Source organism: Streptomyces siamensis, assembly GCF_039543605.1.
GTDB lineage: Bacteria > Actinomycetota > Actinomycetes > Streptomycetales > Streptomycetaceae > Streptomyces > Streptomyces siamensis.
In genome coordinates this window covers 26746-43843 of the sequence record NZ_BAABKB010000047.1, presented here as the reverse complement: position 1 = coordinate 43843, position 17098 = coordinate 26746, and the positions used below count along the sequence as shown (strand labels likewise).

The following is a 17098-nucleotide window of genomic DNA, read 5'->3' as shown; positions in this document are numbered from 1 at the left end:
CGCGGCTCAGCGCGGCGCCGTTCAGCGCGGTGCGGCGAACCGAACCGGGTCGAGGCGGGTGACCGGCGCGATGTATTCCGGCTGCTCCATTCTCGCGACGACGGAATGCGCCTGCCACGCGCGGAGTTTCAAGGGTTTCCCTGTCGCGCTTTCGTGAAATTCGGCGGTCCGGGATGCGAGATCGGCCGTTGATTCCTTGACGGCTCGGACCGGGGGCTGCGACGATCGACGGCATGCAGATGCGACTGGACCTCACGCGGCGACGCCATGTCGATCTCGCGCGTGTCTCCAGCTCCTCCTGTTGCCGCGAAGCCTGACGGCCCCACGGCGGGGTTTCCTTCGCACAGGCCCGGTCCGCCCCGGTGAATTCCTCCCGGCGCGCCCCTGTGAACCCCGGAACCGCCGTTTCTCTTCGACTCCGCGCATTTCCCACGGAATTGCCGCGCCCGTAATGCGCCATGCCTTCGTTCCGCACACCGGGAGTTCTCCGCTCCCGTCACGGAATCCGTCACCGGCGCCGCCGAACCCGTCCGTCAAGAGGCTCGCCGCCGACCTCTGCCTCCTCGGCCTCTCCGCTCACGAAAGAGGACCCATGTCCCTCGTCCTGTCCGTCTCCGGCAGCCCCTCCGCCTCCTCCCGCACGGCCGGACTGCTGCGCCACCTGGACGCACGGCTCGCCGCACAGGGCCACCAGGTGATTCCGCTCGACGTCCGCACCATCCCCGCCGAGGCCCTGCTCGGCGCCGACTTCGGCCATCCCGCCGTCGTCGAGGCGACCGAGCTCTTCGCGCGGGCCGACGGCGTCGTCATCGGCACCCCCGTCTACAAGGCCGCCTACTCGGGCGTCCTCAAGGCACTGCTCGATCTGCTCCCGCAGTACGCCCTCACCGGCAAGACCGTGCTGCCGCTGGTCACCGGAGGCAGCACCGCGCACGTCCTCGCCCTCGACTACGCGCTGCGCCCGGTGCTGAATTCCATGGGGGCGGCGCACATCGTCCAGGGCTGGTTCACCCTCGACAAGGACATCACCAGGGGCGAGGACGGCAGCGTCACCGTGGCACCGGCCACCGCCGAGGCCCTCGCCCACGTGGTGGACCAGTTCTCGGCCGCACTGACGGGCAGGCCCGTGCTGGCCGCGGCGAGCTGAACCATGACCGCGAAAGTGATCGCCGACGACGAGGTGGCCGACGCGCTGTTCGAGGTGTCGGGCACCCGCGCCGCGCTCGACTCCGCCAATCTGCACCGTCACTGGCGCGACGCCCGCACACACACCCTGCACGACCCGGCCCGCTGGAAGCTCCAACACCTCGGCCGGCACGTACTCGACGGCACCAAGCCGCCCCGCCACGGCCTGCTCTGACGCGCGCCGGGCCCCACGATCGGAGAACCGCCGCCGTGTCCCTCACCTTCCACTGGTTCCTGCCCACCAACGGCGACAGCCGCGACGTCGTCGGCGGCGGCCACGGCACACCCGCCACCGTGTCCGGCCGGGACCGGCCTCCGACGATCGGCTATCTGAGCCAGATCGCCCGTGCCGCCGAGGATCTCGGCTTCGTCGGCGCGCTCACCCCCACCGGCGCCTGGTGCGAGGACGCGTGGCTGACCACCGCGATGGTCAGCCGGCACACCGAGCGACTCAAGTTCCTGGTCGCCTTCCGGCCGGGGTTCGTGTCGCCGACACTCGCCGCGCAGATGGCGTCCACGTTCCAGCGGCAGAGCGGCGGCCGTCTCCTCCTGAACGTGGTCACCGGAGGCGAGAGTCACGAACAGCGCGCCTACGGCGACTTCCTCGACAAGGACGCCAGGTACCGCCGTACCGGCGAATTCCTGCAGATCGTCCGGGACTTGTGGGACGGCAAGACCGTCGACCTGTCCGGTGAACACCTCCACGTCGAGGACGCGCGGCTGGCCCGGCTGCCCGACCCGGTCCCCGAGGTCTACTTCGGCGGCTCCTCACCCTTCGCCGGTGAGGTCGCCGCCCGGCACGCCGACGTCTACCTCACCTGGGGCGAACCGCCCGCCCAGGTCGCCGAGAAGATCGCGTGGATCCGCGGACTCGCGGCGAACGAGGGGCGTCGCCTCCGGTTCGGTGTCCGGCTGCACGTCATCACCCGCGACACCTCGGAGCAGGCCTGGGCCGAGGCAGGCCGGCTCCTCGACGGATTCGACCCGCAGACGGTGCGTGCGGTGCAGGCCGGTCTCGCCCGCAGCGAGTCGGAGGGGCAGCGCCGCATGCTCGCACTGCACGGCGGAAGCGGCGACGGACTGGAGATCCACCCCAACCTGTGGGCCGGGATCGGCCTGGTCCGCGGCGGCGCGGGCACCGCCCTGGTCGGCAGCCACGACGAGGTGGCCGAGCGGATCGGGGAGTACCACGCGCTCGGCATCGACGAGTTCGTGCTCTCCGGCTATCCGCATCTCGAGGAGGCGTACTGGTTCGGCGAGGGCGTCCTGCCGAGGCTGGCCGAACAGGGCCTGTGGCGGCATCCGTTCGCGTCGACGCCCGCACCCGCCGCGCAGGTCCCCTTCACGGGCTGAGCGGCGCCGGCGATCCCAGCGAGCCGAGGTGCGCCCGGCGCACCTCGGCCGTCTGCCCCTGCACCAGCAGGAACATCCCCTCCCGCGCCAGCCGCTGCGCGGGACTGTCCAGACCCATGGCCCGGCCGCCGCCGGCCACCACCGCGGCGGTCGTGGCCGCGCGCATCACGTCGTACGCCCGCGTCTTGGCGGCCAACCGCTCCTCGATCCGCTCGCCCGGCACCGGGTGGTCGGCCAGCCCGTACGCCACCCGCCTGACCTCGTCGAGGCGGGCACGCAATTCCTGCGCGGCGGCCCGCGCGGCCGGTTCGCCGTCCGGGGCGTCGAGCAGGCCGAGCGCCGCCTCGGTGATGCCGAAGACGGCGGGGGAGGCGTTGGTGTTCTTCGGACGGTCACCCGCCGCCCACGTCGCGTAGGGGACCCGTAGGGCGACGGCGTCGTCCGGCAGCAGGAGGCCGTCCAGGTCCAGCGACACCGTCCGGGACGCGGTGAGCGCAGCGAGCCGCATCGGCGGCGAGGCGCGCAGACCGGGCTGCTCGCGGGCCTCGGTGAACGCGAACAGCGCCTCGTCGGCGTCCGTCACACCGGCCAGCAGCATCACGTCGTTGAGGCCCCACCCCGTGTACCAGGGCACCGTGCCGTCGAAGCGCCAGCCGCCGCGCTCCCGTGACACGCGCACGGGGACGCGCGGATGGGCACGCAACTGCGCGTAGGCAACCCCCGACAGCAGCTCACCGCTCGCCAGTCGCCTCAACAGGCGCTCCCGCAAGGGGTGTTCGCATTGGGCTAGCGTCGTGACCGGCGTGTGGTGCTGCGTCTGGACGAACCAGGTCGAGCAGCACGCCCCCGCCAGGATCTCCGCGACCTCCCGGACCACCGCGGCCGGTGCCGCCGCCCCTCCGTACGCCACCGGCGCGCTCAGCCCGAGCAGCCCCGACCGCTTGACCGCCTCGATGCTGTCCGTCGGCACGCCCTCCTGGTCGACGCGCTCCGCCCGGGGCGCCAGCACCTCGGCCGCCAGCCGCCGGGCGGAGGTGACGAGCGGATGGGGTGGGGTGGTCATCGAAGATTTCTCCCGCTTCTCCCGTGGCGCGTGTCGATCCGGCGGTCTCCCGTTCGTGTAGTCAAGGAGAGACCACCGAGGAGGCCACCCCATGAAGTACTACCTCTTGAGCGTCATGCAGCCGGTGGGCGAGCCGCCCGCCCCCGAGGTCCTGGAAGAGATCATGCACAAACTGGACGTCTTCCACACGGAGCTGCGCGAGGCCGGTGCGTGGGTGTTCGCCGGCGGCCTGCACGGGCCCGAGACGGCCACCGTGCTGCGCGCCCGGGACGGCGACGTCCTGGTCACCGACGGGCCCTACACGGAGAGCAAGGAGTACCTCGGCGGGATCTGCCTGATCAAGGCACCCGACCTGGACGAGGCGCTCGCCTGGGGCCGCAAGGCGACGCTGGCGACCACGCTGCCCATCGAGGTGCGGCCGTTCACGCACGAGGCCGAGGACGTATGACCGTCACCACGGCGGGGCGGCGCGCGTGACCGCCACCGCGGCGGAGATCGAAGCCGTGTTCCGCGCCGAGTACGGCCGCGCGGTCGCCGTCCTCATCCGCTTCCTCGGCGACATCGACCTCGCCGAGGAAGCGGTGCAGGACGCGTTCACCACGGCCGTGCGCAAGTGGCCGGAGACCGGCACACCGGCGAGCCCCGCCGGGTGGATCGTCACCACCGCCCGCAACCGAGCCGTCGACCGGTTGCGCCGGGAGTCCACCCGGGACGCGCGGCACGCCGAGGCGGCCCGGCTGTACGCACCGGAGGCACCCGCCGAGGAGGGACCCGTGCGCGACGACCGGCTCCGCCTGATCTTCACCTGCTGCCATCCCGCGCTCGCCACCCAGACCCAGGTGGCGCTCACCCTGAGACTCCTGGGTGGTCTGACCACCCCGCAGATCGCGCGCGCCTTCCTGGTCCCCGAGCCCACCATGGCGCAGCGGCTGGTCCGGGCGAAGGCGAAGATCCGCGACGCGGGCATCCCGTACCGGGTGCCGCGTGACGCCGACCTCCCGGAGCGCGTCAAGGGAGTGCTCGCCGTCGTCTATCTGATCTACAACGAGGGCTACGGCGGCCGGGAGGACCTCTGCGCGGAGGCGGTCCGTCTGGCGCGGCTGCTGGTCGAGCTCATGCCGGACGAGCCCGAGGCCCTCGGTCTGCTCGCACTGGTCCTGCTCATCGAGGCTCGCCGGCCCGCCCGCGCGACGGCGGACGGCGACCTGGTCGTCCTCGCCGACCAGGACCGCTCCCGGTGGGACCGAGGCCTGATCGCCGAGGGTCAGGGCCTGGTACGGCGCTGTCTGCGCCTGAACCGGCCGGGCCCCTACCAGATCCAGGCCGCGATCAACGCCGTGCACAGCGACGCCCCGACCGCCGGCGCCACGGACTGGGGTCAGATCCTCCGCCTCTACGACCAGCTGACGGTCGTCGCGCCCAGCCCGGTGGTCACCCTCAACCGGGCCGTCGCGGTGGCGGAGACCGACGGCCCGGCGGCGGCCCTCGCGATCGTCGACGCGCTCGACCTGGACGGCTACCACGCCCACCACGCCGTACGGGCCGAGCTGCTGCGCCGGCTGGGCCGCACGGCGGAAGCCGCGCAGGCCTACGAGGCGGCCGTCGCGCTCACCACGAACGACGCCGAGCGAGCGCATCTCGAACGCCGTCGGCGGACCCTTCCGGACGTGTAGCCGGCCCGCCGTCCACCTGGCGATCGCGTCCGGTGACGGAAAGTAGTCCGCCGCTCCCGGAATTTCTCCACGAGCCGGAAAGGTTGGCAATTACATCCAGATACGGTTGGCTTATACATCCAACCGTCGAGCACGTTCGCGCGGCCGACCCCCCGGCCCGCGCCCCGACCAGCGAGGCACCGTGAACCAGTCGATCCCCGAACAGCCCGCCGACGTCGTCTCCCGGCTGCGCGCCACCTTCCGCTCCGGCCGCACCAAGCCCGTCGCGTGGCGAACGGACCAACTGCGCCGACTGCGCGAGATGCTCACCTCGCACGGCGAGGACCTCGCCGCCGCCCTCCGCGAGGACCTCGGCAAGAGCTCCACCGAAGCCTTCCGTACCGAGATCGACTTCACCGTGCGCGAGATCGACCACACCCTGGAACACCTCGACGGCTGGCTGCTGCCGGAATCCGCCCCGGTCCCGGCGCACCTCGGCGCCGACGCCACGGCCTGGACGCAGTACGACCCGCTCGGCGTCGTGCTGGTCATCGCCCCTTGGAACTATCCGCTGCAACTCCTGCTGACCCCGATGCTCGGCGCGCTGGCCGCCGGCAACGCCGTGGTCGCCAAGCCCAGCGAACTGGCGCCGGCCACCTCCGCCGCGCTCGCGCGGTTGCTGCCGCGCCACCTCGACACCGACGCGGTCGCCGTCGTCGAGGGCGGCGTCCCCGAGACGACGGCCCTGCTGGCCGAGCGGTTCGACCAGATCTTCTACACCGGCAACGGCACGGTCGGCCGTATCGTCATGCGGGCCGCCGCCGAACACCTCACCCCGGTCGCCCTCGAACTCGGCGGCAAATCACCGGCGTTCGTCGATCGCGACGCCGACCTCGGCACCGTCGCGGACCGGTTGGCCCGCGGCAAGTTCCTCAACGCCGGGCAGACCTGCGTCGCGCCCGACTACATCCTCACCGACCCGGAGACCGCCCGCGCCCTGGAGGCCGAACTCACCCGGGCCACCGAGGCGCTCTTCGGCACCGAGCCGCGGACGTCCGCCGAGTACGGGCGGATCGTCAACCAACGGCACTTCGACCGGCTCGCCGCGCTGCTCGGCTCCGGCCGCACGGTCGTCGGCGGCGACAGCGACCGGGAGACCAAGTACATCGCGCCGACCGTGCTCGCCGACGTAGACCCCAAGTCGCCCGTGATGCAGGAGGAGATCTTCGGCCCGATCCTCCCGATCGTCACCGTGGCCGACCTCGACGAGGCCATCGGCTTCATCAACGACCGCGACAAGCCCCTCGCCCTCTACGTCTTCACCGACTCCGACACCACCCGGCGGCGGATCGCCGCGGAGACGTCCTCCGGAGGTCTCGGCTTCGGGTTGCCGCTCGCCCATCTGACCGTCTCCGACCTGCCGTTCGGCGGAGTCGGGGAGAGCGGCATGGGCAGCTACCACGGCCGCTGGTCCATCGAGACGTTCAGCCACCGCAAGGCGGTGCTGGAGAAGCCGCTCGGCTGAGCCGAAACGACGGCCCGCGCCGGTGGACACCGGCGCGGGCCACGGTACTTCGGGGTCCGTCACAGCACTTCGGTCTCCGCCCGGCCCGCCTCGCCCCACAGCGTGTGGAAGCTGCCGTCACGGTCGGTGCGCCGGTAGGTGTGGGCGCCGAAGTAGTCCCGCTGCCCCTGGGTGAGGGCGGCGGGGAGGCGGTCGGCGCGCAGCGTGTCGTAGTACGACAGGGCGGCCGAGAACGCCGGCACCGGTACACCCCGGCGTGCGGCCGTCGCGATCACCTCGCGCCAGGGGACCTGCGCATCCTTGATCTCTGCGGCGAACCCCGCGTCCGAGAGCAGGCTGACCAGAGCGGGGTCGACGGCGTAGGCGGCACGGATGCGGTCCAGGAAGGCGGCCCGGATGATGCAGCCGCCGCGCCAGATCTTCGCCACCTCGCCGAGGTCGATGTCCCAGCCGTACTCGTCGGCGGCATCCAGGATCATCTTCCAGCCCTGGTCGTAGGCGATGAGCTTGGACGCGTACAGGGCGTGCTCGACCTGGCTGGTGAAGCGTTCCGCCTCGGTGGCGGACAGCTCCCAGTGGGTGCCGCCGGGCAGGTCCCGGTACGCGGCGCGCAGCCCGGACTGGCTGGAGGCGGCACGGGCGAACGTCGCCTGCGAGATCGCCGTGACCGGGGATCCCAGGTCGAGCGCGGTCTGCACGGTCCAGCGGCCGGTGCCCTTCTGCCCGGCGGCGTCGACCACGACGTCCACGAACGGCGCGCCGCTCGCGGGGTCCGAGTGCGCCAGGACCTCGGCGGTGATCTCGATCAGATACGAGTCGAGGCGGCCCTTGTTCCAGCGGCGGAAGATCTCCGCGATCTGCGCGGGTGTGTACCCTCCGACGCGCCGGAGCAGGTCGTAGGCCTCGCCGATCAGCTGCATGTCGGCGTACTCGATGCCGTTGTGGACCATCTTCACGAAGTGCCCGGCGCCGTCCGTGCCGATGTGGGTGGCACACGGCTCGCCGTCGACCTTGGCGCTGATCGACTCGAACATCGGGCCGAGCGAGGCGTACGACTCCGGTGACCCGCCGGGCATGATGCTCGGGCCGTTCAACGCGCCCTCCTCGCCGCCCGAGACGCCCGCCCCCACGAAGTGGATGCCGCGCTCGCGCAGCGACTGCTCGCGGCGGCGGGTGTCGGCGAAATGGGCGTTGCCACCGTCGATGATCATGTCGCCGGATTCGAGCAGCGGGGCGAACTCCTCGATGACGGCGTCGGTCGCCGCGCCCGCCTGCACCATGATCATGAGGCGGCGCGGGCGCTCCAGCGCGGCCACGAACTCCTCCGCCGTTCCGGCCGCCACGAAGGCGCCCTCGTGCCCGAACTCCTCGACCAGCGCCTTGGTCCGGGCGGGGGTGCGGTTGTGGACGGCGACGGTGTACCCGTGCCGGGCGAAGTTCCGGGCCAGATTGCGGCCCATCACCGCGAGCCCTGTGACACCGATCTGCGCGGTCGCCTTCATGGTGTGCTCCTTGGATCCGGATCTGCGTCCCCGCGTACCTGACGGGCGAGCAGTCGACTGTCGCTCTCCTGGTCAAGTACGGACGGCGGGGGCCGCGGCGTTCAGCCTGAAGGCGTTGTCCGCGCGGTGAGTTCCTGGGGCCGCTCCCGCAGCCGCCATCCGTGGTCGACGGGGCCGATGCCGGCACCGAGCGCGAAGCCCGCCGCGATGGCCGACGTGACGTACTCCTTGGCCTGGCGCACCGCGTCGGGCACCGAACGGCCCTCGGCCAGCCCCACCGCGATCGCCGAGGCGAGGGTGCACCCCGTGCCGTGGGTGTGCCGGTTGTCGTGCCGCGGCGCGCGCAGCCAGTGCTCCTGGGTCCCGTCGGTGAGCAGATCGACGGCCTGTCCCGGAAGATGACCGCCCTTCACCAGGGCCCAGCGGGGGCCGAAGTCCAGCAGCCGCCCGGCCGCCCGGCGCATGCCCGTCTCGTCTTCCACGGTCACGCCCGTGAGCTCGGCGACCTCGTCGAGATTGGGCGTCACCACCGTCGCCAGCGGCAGCAGCCGGCCGCGGACCGCGTCCAGCGCGTCGTCGGCCAGCAGCCGGTCCCCGTGCTTGGAGACGCTCACCGGATCGACGACGACGGGAGCGGGCACGTCCGCCAGCAGTTCGGCCACCGCCGTGACCAGACCGGGCGACGCCAGCATCCCCGTCTTCACGGCCTGTACGCCGATGTCGTCGACGACGCTGCGGTACTGGGCGCGCACCGCCTCCACGGGCAGTTCCCAAGCACCCTGCACACCCACCGAGTTCTGTGCCGTGACCGCGGTGATCACGCTCATGCCGTGCGCGCCGAGCGCCAGCATCGTCTTCAGGTCGGCCTGGATTCCGGCGCCACCGCCGGAGTCGGAACCGGCGATCGTCAGGACCAGGGGTGGCCGGGGCATGGGGGTGCTCCTCTCAGCGGTGCAGCGTGCGGACGGCGTGCAGGGCCGTCAGCGGACGGGAACGGCGGTGCGGACGCGCGACCGCAGCGGGGCGTACACGGCGAGCGCGACGAGGAACGCCACGTAGTAGGAGAGGTCGGCGCCGTGCAGGGCTTCGGCGACCGGACCCACGTACAGTCCGGTGTCCATGAACGGGACGGCCGCGGCGAACGCGGCGACGAACGCCAGCAGCGCGGGCCAGGCCGGCTGCGGCAGCGACACCTCGGCGGTGACGTCGAACGCCGCACCACCGCGGGCGCGGGCCCGTGCGACCCAGTCCACGACGACGATCGCGACGAACCCGGGGATCCAGTAGCCGACGAACAGCAGCACGTTCTGGAAACGCGTGGTGGTGTCGGCCGCGTGCATCCACAGCACCAGCGGGAAGCCGAGCACGGCGGCGAGCGCGGCGGCCACCGGGCGGGGCACACGCACCCCCACGGTCTGCAGCGCCAGCGAGCCGCTGTAGTCGTTCATCGCGTTGCTGCACACCGCCGCCAGCGCCACCGCCAGCAGTCCGAACGCGCCGGCGGCCCCGCCGCCCAGCAACTCGTCGACGCCCGCGGCCGTCTGGTCCGTGAGCACGGACGCGCCCCACAGTCCGAGGACCTGCACGGCCACGAACGACACCACGAGACCCAGCAACGTGCACCAGAACATGCGCGGACGGGAGGTGCCCCGCGGCAGATACCGGCTGAAGTCCGTCGCGTACGGCGCCCAGGACAGGGCGAGGCTCAGCGCGATGGTGCTGGTCAGCACGAACGCGCCCGCACGGTCGGCACCCACCGCCGCACCCGTCGAGGCGGGGTGGACACCGTCCAGCATCCGCCAGGCGATGACCGCGAACGAGACGGCGAGCACGAAGGTCATGACGATCTGGAGGCGGTGGATCGCCTCGTACCCCAGGACGCCCAGGGCGCCCTGCGCGGCCATCATGACCAGTACGCCGACCCAGAACGGCCACCCGCACAGCCGGGCCAGCGCGTCCCCGCCGAACAGCCCGATCAGCGCGTCCCAGGCCACCGACGACACCCACTGCAGGATGCCGGGCAGCGCCACGGCACGGCCGAAGGCCAGCCGCGCCAGAGGGAGTTGACCGGTGCCGGTGAGGCCGCCCCAGGTGCTCAGATACGCGGTGGGCAGGGCGCCCAGCACGGTGCCCAGGACGACCGCGGCGAGCGCCGTGCCGAAGTCCAGGCCGAGCGCGACGCCGATGGTCCCGGTGAACACACCCGTCATGGTCAGATTGGGGGCGAACCACACCGTGAACAGCCGTCCCGCCCCGCCGTACCGGTTCCCCTCGGGGACGGGCTCGATTCCGTGTCCCTCGACCCTCAGGTCACCGGGAGCGCTCGGCATCCTGCCGTCGAAGACGGCGGGCCGGCCGTCGGCGGGCAGCCCGCCGGAAACATGCGCCAATGGCATGAAGACATCCCTCCGCCAGTACGAACTGGTTCAGGTTCGACGGGTGTGATCTCAGCCCTCGATCGGGGCACCCCGTGTCCGGTACGACGCACACCCTAACGGACGCCGCGCCCGGCGGGTGAGCCCAGGTGTTAGCCCGTATGTCCGACGCGGGGGCGACGCCGCACACGTCCCGGCGGACACTGGGGGCAACCGTATGGCGGGCCGGCCCGCAGCCCTGTCATCCCCGGACGCGCTGAGGAGTCACGGCATGCCGCTTCTTCACTCGGGCGACCTGGGCATCCACTACCAGGTCGTCGGGGAGGGCGACCCGCTCGTCCTGGTCCACGGCTCCTGGAACGACCACATGTCGTGGCGGCCGGCCATCGACGCCGACGCCCGCGCGTCGTTCCGGGTGATCACCTACGACCGGCGGGGCCACGGCCGCAGTGAGGCGGCACCGGGTCAGGGCACCCGGCGCGAGGACGAGGACGACCTCGCGGCCGTGATCGAGCAGGTGGCGGGGGCGTCCGCGCACGTGGCGGGCAACTCCTTCGGGGCCTCGATCACGCTGGGCCTGGCCACACGCAGCCCCGGACTGTTCCGGAGCGTCACCGCCCACGAACCCCCGCTCTTCGCGATCGTCGCCGACGACCAGGACGCCATGGCGGAACTCCGCCCGACCCAGGCCACGATCGACGCCACCCTCGACCATCTGCGCAACGGCGAGTACGAGCAGGCCGCTTGGCTGTTCGTGGAGGAGGTCGCCCTCGGGCCGGGCATGTGGGACCGGCTGCCGGCCGAGGTGCGCGAGACGTTCGTGCACAACGCGCCCACCTGGTTGGACGAACAGTCCGACCCCGGCTGGGCGACCCTGGATCTCGACGGCCTCGCCCGCTGCTCCGTACCGCTGCTGCTGAGCCGGGGTTCCGAGAGCCCGCCCTGGACGGCGAGGGTCCTCGACCGGCTGGCGGCGGCCGTGCCACAGGCGCGGTACCAGGTCCTCGAAGGGGCTGGGCACATCCCCCACATCACCCACCCGGAGCAGTACGTCGACGCGCTCACCCGCTTCATCTCCCGGCTGCCGGCCCCGGGCGGACGGGCCGAAGGAGGCAGCACGCCGTGACCGTGATCTCCCTGAAGTCCGCGCAGCTGCGCGACGGACCCACCCTCCCGTACGCCGAGGCCGGGTACCCCGGGGGCACACCGCTCGTCCTCGTCCACGGGCTGGCCGACTCCTGGTGGTCCTTCGAGCCCCTGCTGCGGCGTCTGCCGGCGGCCCTGCACGGATACGCGCCCACCCTGCGCGGCCACGGCGACGCCGACCGCCCTGCCACCGGGTACGCGCCCGAGGACTTCGCCGCCGACCTCGTGGCCTTCCTCGACGCCGCGGACATCCCGCGCGCCGTCCTCGTCGGCGCCGCCGCCGGCGGCGTGCCGGCCCGGATCGTCGCGGGCAGCCACCCCGACCGGATCGCCGGGCTGGTGCTGCTCGGTGTGCCGGCGACGCTCGCGGACAAACCGGCGGTCGACGCGATGCGGGAGAGCGTGCAGGGGCTGTCGGATCCCGTGCCACGCGATGTCGTCGAGGCCTTCATGGCCGCCGCCGTGGGGGACCGCCCGGTCGCCCGTGGCCTCGTCGAGACCATGGTCGAGGAGAACCTCAAAGTTCCCGCGCACGTCTGGCAGGAGACCCTGGACGGTCTGCTGCAGGCCGATCTCCGCGCCACCCTCGCGGGCATCCTGGTGCCCACTCTCGTGATCTGGGGAGAGCAGGACGGCATCCTGCCCCGCGAGGACCAGCAGACGATCCTCGACGCCATCCACGGATCACGCCTGCTCGCCTACGAGGGGACGGGTCATGCCGTCCACTGGGAACAGCCCGAGCGGGTGGTCGCCGACATCGCCGCCTTCGTCGCGGGCATCGAGCACCCCGGCACCTCCGCCACGCCCTGACGATCCGCGGTCCCGGCATCCCGCGGACGCCGATGTGCCCGCCCCGGAAGGGCGGGCACACGCACGGGCGCAGGGGGGGCGAGACAGCCAGGCCTACGAAGCCCGACGGTCCGTCACGTCGGTGATTCTCCAACGCTGGTTGGCGCCGGAGTTCGGCGTCCACATCGTGACCGCCGACCCTTCGGCGGTGGCCTGGCCGCCCACCTCCAGCAACCCGCCGGTGGCCGCGTTCACCAGCGTCCACGTGCCGTCGCCGGTGGTCGACATGATCCACTGCGTGGCCCTGTCGCGCGGACCGCTGTCCGCCTCCACCACCGGGGCTCCGCCCCGCACGGCCAGCCGCCTGCCCCCGACCGCGTCGGCGAACACGTAACGCTGCCGGCTGCCGGTGTCACCGGTGACCTGGAGCAGCCGCCACCGCTGTCCCGCGTCGCCCGGCCCGGTGCCCGCGGACCTGATGACGAGCTTGGTGCCGTCGTCCGCGACGGTCAGGTCCTTGCCGCTCTGCACACCGGTCAGCTCGTAGGCGCGGCCCTCGCGCAGCAGGGCCGCGTCCTCGGCCACCCCGGACACGCCCTTGACGAGGAACGACGTCACCGACTGGGCGGGCACGGTGAAGGTCGCCTGCCGCCCGCTGACCCGGACCGGCGTCCCGCGCACCAGCTTGCCGTCGGAGCTCGTCACGACGGGAGTGACCGCCGCGTTGCCCGCGATGTGACCGAACCCGGACAGGTCGATCGTCACCGTACGGGAGTCGGTGGAGCTGTTCACGTGCACGACGGTCGCCGCGTTGCCGCTCTTGGACACGGCGGCGGCGCTGGACCTGTCGTCGGTCTTGACGAGCCGGTCGCCCGGCTTGATGTAGTGGGTGAAATTGCGGGCCGTGTCGAACTTGGTGTTCGTGCGGACCGGGCACGTCTCCAGGGTGTCCGCCGACGTGCAGCTGAACGGGACCTGGATGCTGCCCCAGTTGCCGCCCTTGGCCGACTCCCCGCCCGGCTTCATGTTGTCGTAGTCCTCGACGGGCTGCCAGAACACCCAGGCCCGCGGCTCGAGTTCGCGCAGATCGTCGACCATCTGCTGGGCCAGGCCGAGACCGGGCCGCATGTCCGTGAAGCTCTGCCCGTCGCCCCAGTCGCCCTCGACCTCGCTCATCCACAGCGGCTTGTCCGCCGCCTTGGCCAGGTCGCGGACACTGGTGCGCCCGCTCGTGCCGTAGGTGTGCACGTTCATCCGGCCGACCAGCGAGCGGACGTCCTGCGGGTAGGTGTTCCAGTTCTGCGTGAACAGGCCCGGGTTGGTCTCGTCCATCGCCGAGATCTTCGTGCCCGTCCTCGCGGCCCTCAGGGCCGGGGCCAGCGCCCGGATCACCTTCTGCTGGAGCTCCGGTCCGATGTGGGCGCCTTCCTGACGGCCGCCGACCGGCTCGCCGTCCGCGCCCAGCCGTGTGCTCCAGTAACCGGTGTTGGGCTCGTTGAACGGGTCGAGGGTGTCGACCTTGATGTGGTGCGCCTTCTCCAGACGCGCGGTCGCCCCCGCCAGGTAGGCGGCGAAGTCGTCGACGGACTCCTCCTTGAGCTGGTCCGCGTCGGCGTCGAACCCGCCCGAGACGTAGCCGCTCTTCGTCATGAACCAGGGTGGGGAGTTGCTGAACGTCTCCCAGTGGTCGACGTCCTTCTTGATCCGGTCCACCCACCAGCGCTGCGTGGCGTCGGCGTCCGGGTTCCAGTCGGCCGCGTCGTCGGCGCTCCACCAGTCGGTGTCCGTGCGGGTGGTGCCCTCCGGTGCCTTCCACCAGCCGTCGACGGCCCCGCCGGCACGCAGGTAGTCCTGGACGTCGGGGGCGTTGCCGCCGCCTATGTTGTAGCGGGCGATGTTGAGCGCGAGGCCGTCGTCGTCGAAGAGCAGGTGAGCCAGCTTCTCGCGGATCTCCGGCGGGTAGTCCCCGGTGGCGTCGGCGAACCAGACCAGGCTGGTGCCCCAGCCCTCGAAGCTCTGCTCCTTGTAGGAGGGATCGGGCCGGACGGTGACGGACGCCTGGGCCGCCGCGGAGGTCTCCGCCTGCGTCGGCGGGGCGGTGAGCAGGGCTGCCCCGGTGGCCAGGGCGGTGACGGAGATGGTTCCCAGAAGCCGTCTTGTGCGGGTACGGCGTGCCAATGTGTGCTCCCAACTCGTCGATCGACGTTTCGGTGCACCGCCGTGCCCCGCGCGGGGCACGGCGGAACGACCCCCGGACGGGCGCCTGACCGTCCGGGGGTGTCAGGGGAGGGCGACCGCGCGACGGACCTAGGGGGTTCGTTCGGATCAGCTCGAGTCCGGGCCGATCCGAACGAACCCCCTGGTCGTCAGGTCGCCGGCTGCCGCAGCACGGCGACGCCCCTGGGGGACAGGACGAGCGTTCCGTCCTCCTCGGCGCCGCCGGTCAGCGGTTCTCCGGTGAGCCCGGCGACCGGCACCGGCTCGTCGGTGCGGTTGACGAGGAAGAGGTAGCGGCCGGCGGCGTCGCGGCGCACGGCCAGCTCGACCTTTCCCCGTGCGCCGTCGGGCAGTTCACTGCCGACCTCGGCGTGGGCGAGCAACGCGGGCAGCAGACCGCTGAGGCCGTCCGGGCCGAGCCTGGTGGAGACGTACGTGGCCGAACCCCGGCCCAACGTGCGGCGGGTGACGGCGGGACGGTCGGCGAAGGGGCCGGTGAGGTATCGCGCCAGCACCTCCACCTCGGGGTCGTCCACCGAGATCCGGTCGGTCCACAGGGTGCCCGACGTGACGCGCCCCGCGGCCCCGTCCGGCACGCCGTCGCCCAGCCGGACGTCGGCCGTGTCGCCGTCGAGCAGCGGCCCGAACTCCTCGACGCGGATGCCGAGCAGCTCGCGCAGGGCGCCCGGATAACCGCCGAGCCACACGTGGTCGTTCTCGTCCACGACTCCGGAGAAGTACGTGGTGACCAGGTGGCCGCCGTTCTCGGTGTACCGGGTGAGCTGCTTGGCGAGCGCCGCGGGGACCACGTGCAGCACCGGGGCGATCAGGACCTGGTACGTGTCGAGGTCGGCTCGCGGAGTGACGACGTCCGCCCGGACGCCGAGCGCGAGCAGGGCGGAGTACCAGTCGAGGGCCTCCCGCCGGTAGTCGAGCAGGGAGGTGGGGTGCGAGTCCTGCTCGCTCGCCCACCACGACTCCCAGTCGAAGACGATCCCGACCCGGGCCGGCTCCCGCGTGGACCCGGCGACCGGGGCGAGCTCCCGCAGGGTCCGGCCGAGCCCGGTCACCGCACGGAACACGTCGCTGTCGGACCCGGCGTGCGGCACCATCGCCGAGTGGTACTTCTCGGCGCCCGCGGCCGACTGGCGCCACTGGAAGAAGCAGACCGCGTCGGCGCCGTGCGCGACGTGCAGGAGCGAGTCGCGGGCGAGCTCGCCCGGGCGCTTGGCCACGTTGACGGGCTGCCAGTTGACGGCGCTCGTGGAGTGTTCCATCAGGAACCACGGGCGTCCGCCGGAGATGCCGCTGACGAGGTTGGCGGAGAAGGACAGTTCGTCCCGGTCCTGCGGATCGGGCACCACGTAGTGGTCGTTGGAGACGAAGTCGATCTCGTCGGCCCAGTCGGCGTAGTTCATGCCCTTGGTGCCGCCCATGACCATGAAGTTCGTGGTCACGGGGACGTCCGGGGTGATCTCCCGGAGCACGTCCCGCTCCGCCCGCAGGTATTCCTTCAGCGCGTCGGACGAGAACCGCTTGAAGTCCAGCTGCTGCGTGGGGTTGGGGTGGGAGGCGGCCAGCCGGGGCGGCAGGATCTGCTCCCAGTCGCTGTACCGCTGCGACCAGAACGCCGTGCCCCAGGCGTGGTTGAGCCCGTCGAGGGTGCTGTAGCGCACGCGCAGCCAGTCGCGGAAGGCGCGGGCGGCGTCGTCCGAGAAGTCGTAGACGTTGTGGCAGCCCAGCTCGTTGGAGACGTGCCAGGCCACCAGCGCGGGGTGGTGCGCGTACCGCTCGGCCATCTTCCGCACCAGGCGCAGCGCGTGGGCGCGGAAGACGGGCGAGGTGGGCCGCCAGTGCTGCCGCGCGCCCGGCCACACCGTCTCACCGGACGCGGTCACCGGGAGGATCTCCGGGTGCGCCGTGGTGAGCCAGGGCGGCGGGGACGCCGTGGCGGTGGCCAGGTCGACGCCTATGCCACCCGCGTGCAGCAGGTCCATCACGTCGTCCAGCCAGGCGAAGTCCCACTCGTCCTCGGCCGGCTGGATGCGTGCCCAGGAGAAGATCCCCACGGAGACGATGTTGACGCCGGCCTCCTGCATCAGCCGGATGTCGTCCTGCCACACCTCGCGCGGCCACTGCTCGGGGTTGTAGTCGGCGCCGTACGCGAGACGCGGGGTGGGGTCACCGTCCGGCCCATGGGGGTGCTGGGACAGGAGGGTGGAGATCATGGTGGTCCTTCCGGTGTTCCGCACGGTGCGGCACGGGGTGCGTGGGCGCGCCCGACCGGTCGC

General features: G+C 72.2%; 15 protein-coding genes and 1 riboswitch. Of the genes, 9 read left to right on the top strand and 6 right to left on the bottom strand.

Going from position 1 to position 17098, the window contains the following annotated elements:
• Positions 1 to 233: 233 nt before the first annotated feature.
• The 4 genes from ABEB03_RS45520 (at position 234) to ABEB03_RS42245 (ending at position 2538) form a co-directional block, all read left to right on the top strand.
• The gene (locus tag ABEB03_RS45520; RefSeq protein WP_425589386.1) at positions 234 to 317 is read left to right on the top strand and encodes a putative leader peptide; all 84 of its coding nucleotides are present in this window, start codon (positions 234 to 236) and stop codon (positions 315 to 317) included.
• A 275-nt stretch (positions 318 to 592) separates the two neighbouring features.
• On the top strand, positions 593 to 1147 hold the full coding sequence (gene ssuE / locus ABEB03_RS42255; RefSeq protein ID WP_345658389.1) for an NADPH-dependent FMN reductase: 555 nt from the start codon (positions 593 to 595) through the stop codon (positions 1145 to 1147).
• Positions 1148 to 1150: 3 nt separating this feature from the next.
• Entirely contained in the window at positions 1151 to 1360 is a 210-nt protein-coding gene (locus ABEB03_RS42250; protein ID WP_425589384.1) for a hypothetical protein, read from the top strand.
• Between the two features lie 35 nt (positions 1361 to 1395).
• Positions 1396 to 2538 (top strand): LLM class flavin-dependent oxidoreductase, encoded by a 1143-nt coding sequence (locus ABEB03_RS42245; RefSeq protein WP_345658388.1) that lies wholly within the window; start codon positions 1396 to 1398, stop codon positions 2536 to 2538.
• Here ABEB03_RS42245 and ABEB03_RS42240 read toward each other — a convergent pair.
• A complete protein-coding gene (locus tag ABEB03_RS42240; protein WP_345658387.1) occupies positions 2528 to 3601 on the bottom strand; it encodes an acyl-CoA dehydrogenase family protein in 1074 nt (357 codons plus the stop codon). The genes ABEB03_RS42245 and ABEB03_RS42240 overlap by 11 nt on opposite strands.
• A gap of 91 nt (positions 3602 to 3692) precedes the next feature.
• Here ABEB03_RS42240 and ABEB03_RS42235 point away from each other — a divergent pair, with 91 nt between their 5' ends.
• The 3 genes from ABEB03_RS42235 to ABEB03_RS42225 all read left to right on the top strand — a co-directional run bounded on the left by ABEB03_RS42235 (position 3693) and on the right by ABEB03_RS42225 (position 6778).
• Positions 3693 to 4049, top strand: coding sequence for a YciI family protein (locus tag ABEB03_RS42235; protein ID WP_345658386.1), 357 nt, complete (start codon positions 3693 to 3695; stop codon positions 4047 to 4049).
• Between the two features lie 25 nt (positions 4050 to 4074).
• Complete coding sequence (locus ABEB03_RS42230; RefSeq protein WP_345658385.1) at positions 4075 to 5274, top strand: RNA polymerase sigma factor; 1200 nt, start codon at positions 4075 to 4077, stop codon at positions 5272 to 5274.
• A gap of 181 nt (positions 5275 to 5455) precedes the next feature.
• Positions 5456 to 6778 (top strand): aldehyde dehydrogenase family protein, encoded by a 1323-nt coding sequence (locus tag ABEB03_RS42225; RefSeq protein ID WP_345658383.1) that lies wholly within the window; start codon positions 5456 to 5458, stop codon positions 6776 to 6778.
• 59 nt (positions 6779 to 6837) lie between these two features.
• On the opposite strand, the gene gndA is transcribed toward ABEB03_RS42225, so the two are convergent.
• The 3 genes from gndA to ABEB03_RS42210 all read right to left on the bottom strand — a co-directional run bounded on the left by gndA (position 6838) and on the right by ABEB03_RS42210 (position 10676).
• Complete coding sequence (gene gndA / locus ABEB03_RS42220; RefSeq protein WP_345658381.1) at positions 6838 to 8280, bottom strand: NADP-dependent phosphogluconate dehydrogenase; 1443 nt, start codon at positions 8278 to 8280, stop codon at positions 6838 to 6840.
• Positions 8281 to 8381: 101 nt separating this feature from the next.
• Positions 8382 to 9212 (bottom strand): bifunctional hydroxymethylpyrimidine kinase/phosphomethylpyrimidine kinase, encoded by an 831-nt coding sequence (gene thiD / locus ABEB03_RS42215; protein ID WP_345658380.1) that lies wholly within the window; start codon positions 9210 to 9212, stop codon positions 8382 to 8384.
• A 48-nt stretch (positions 9213 to 9260) separates the two neighbouring features.
• Positions 9261 to 10676, bottom strand: coding sequence for a purine-cytosine permease family protein (locus tag ABEB03_RS42210; RefSeq protein WP_345658378.1), 1416 nt, complete (start codon positions 10674 to 10676; stop codon positions 9261 to 9263).
• Positions 10667 to 10761, bottom strand: a riboswitch (TPP riboswitch). It overlaps the preceding gene by 10 nt.
• Before the next feature lie 165 nt (positions 10762 to 10926).
• Between ABEB03_RS42210 and ABEB03_RS42205 the strand changes: the two genes are divergently transcribed.
• Positions 10927 to 11781 (top strand): alpha/beta fold hydrolase, encoded by an 855-nt coding sequence (locus ABEB03_RS42205; RefSeq protein ID WP_345658376.1) that lies wholly within the window; start codon positions 10927 to 10929, stop codon positions 11779 to 11781.
• Complete coding sequence (locus ABEB03_RS42200) at positions 11778 to 12611, top strand: alpha/beta fold hydrolase (protein WP_345658374.1); 834 nt, start codon at positions 11778 to 11780, stop codon at positions 12609 to 12611. Before ABEB03_RS42205 ends, ABEB03_RS42200 begins: the two co-directional genes overlap by 4 nt.
• 93 nt (positions 12612 to 12704) lie before the next feature.
• Here ABEB03_RS42200 and ABEB03_RS42195 read toward each other — a convergent pair whose 3' ends face one another.
• Together ABEB03_RS42195 and ABEB03_RS42190 are read right to left on the bottom strand one after the other, a co-directional pair.
• Positions 12705 to 14768 carry an RICIN domain-containing protein gene (locus ABEB03_RS42195; protein WP_345658373.1) on the bottom strand — a complete coding sequence of 688 codons (2064 nt, stop codon included), beginning with the start codon at positions 14766 to 14768 and terminating at the stop codon, positions 12705 to 12707.
• Positions 14769 to 14956: 188 nt separating this feature from the next.
• Positions 14957 to 17035: a beta-galactosidase gene (locus ABEB03_RS42190; protein WP_345658372.1), complete on the bottom strand. Its 2079-nt coding sequence runs from the start codon at positions 17033 to 17035 to the stop codon at positions 14957 to 14959.
• Between the last annotated feature and the right edge of the window lie 63 nt (positions 17036 to 17098).

Coding starts and splice junctions, on each gene's coding strand:
- ABEB03_RS45520 (WP_425589386.1), top strand. CDS start 234: ATGCAGATGCGACTGGACCTCACGCGGCGACGCCATGTCGATCTCGCG.
- ssuE (WP_345658389.1), top strand. CDS start 593: ATGTCCCTCGTCCTGTCCGTCTCCGGCAGCCCCTCCGCCTCCTCCCGC.
- ABEB03_RS42250 (WP_425589384.1), top strand. CDS start 1,151: ATGACCGCGAAAGTGATCGCCGACGACGAGGTGGCCGACGCGCTGTTC.
- ABEB03_RS42240 (WP_345658387.1), bottom strand. CDS start 3,601: ATGACCACCCCACCCCATCCGCTCGTCACCTCCGCCCGGCGGCTGGCG.
- ABEB03_RS42235 (WP_345658386.1), top strand. CDS start 3,693: ATGAAGTACTACCTCTTGAGCGTCATGCAGCCGGTGGGCGAGCCGCCC.
- gndA (WP_345658381.1), bottom strand. CDS start 8,280: ATGAAGGCGACCGCGCAGATCGGTGTCACAGGGCTCGCGGTGATGGGC.
- thiD (WP_345658380.1), bottom strand. CDS start 9,212: ATGCCCCGGCCACCCCTGGTCCTGACGATCGCCGGTTCCGACTCCGGC.
- ABEB03_RS42210 (WP_345658378.1), bottom strand. CDS start 10,676: ATGCCATTGGCGCATGTTTCCGGCGGGCTGCCCGCCGACGGCCGGCCC.
- ABEB03_RS42205 (WP_345658376.1), top strand. CDS start 10,927: ATGCCGCTTCTTCACTCGGGCGACCTGGGCATCCACTACCAGGTCGTC.
- ABEB03_RS42190 (WP_345658372.1), bottom strand. CDS start 17,035: ATGATCTCCACCCTCCTGTCCCAGCACCCCCATGGGCCGGACGGTGAC.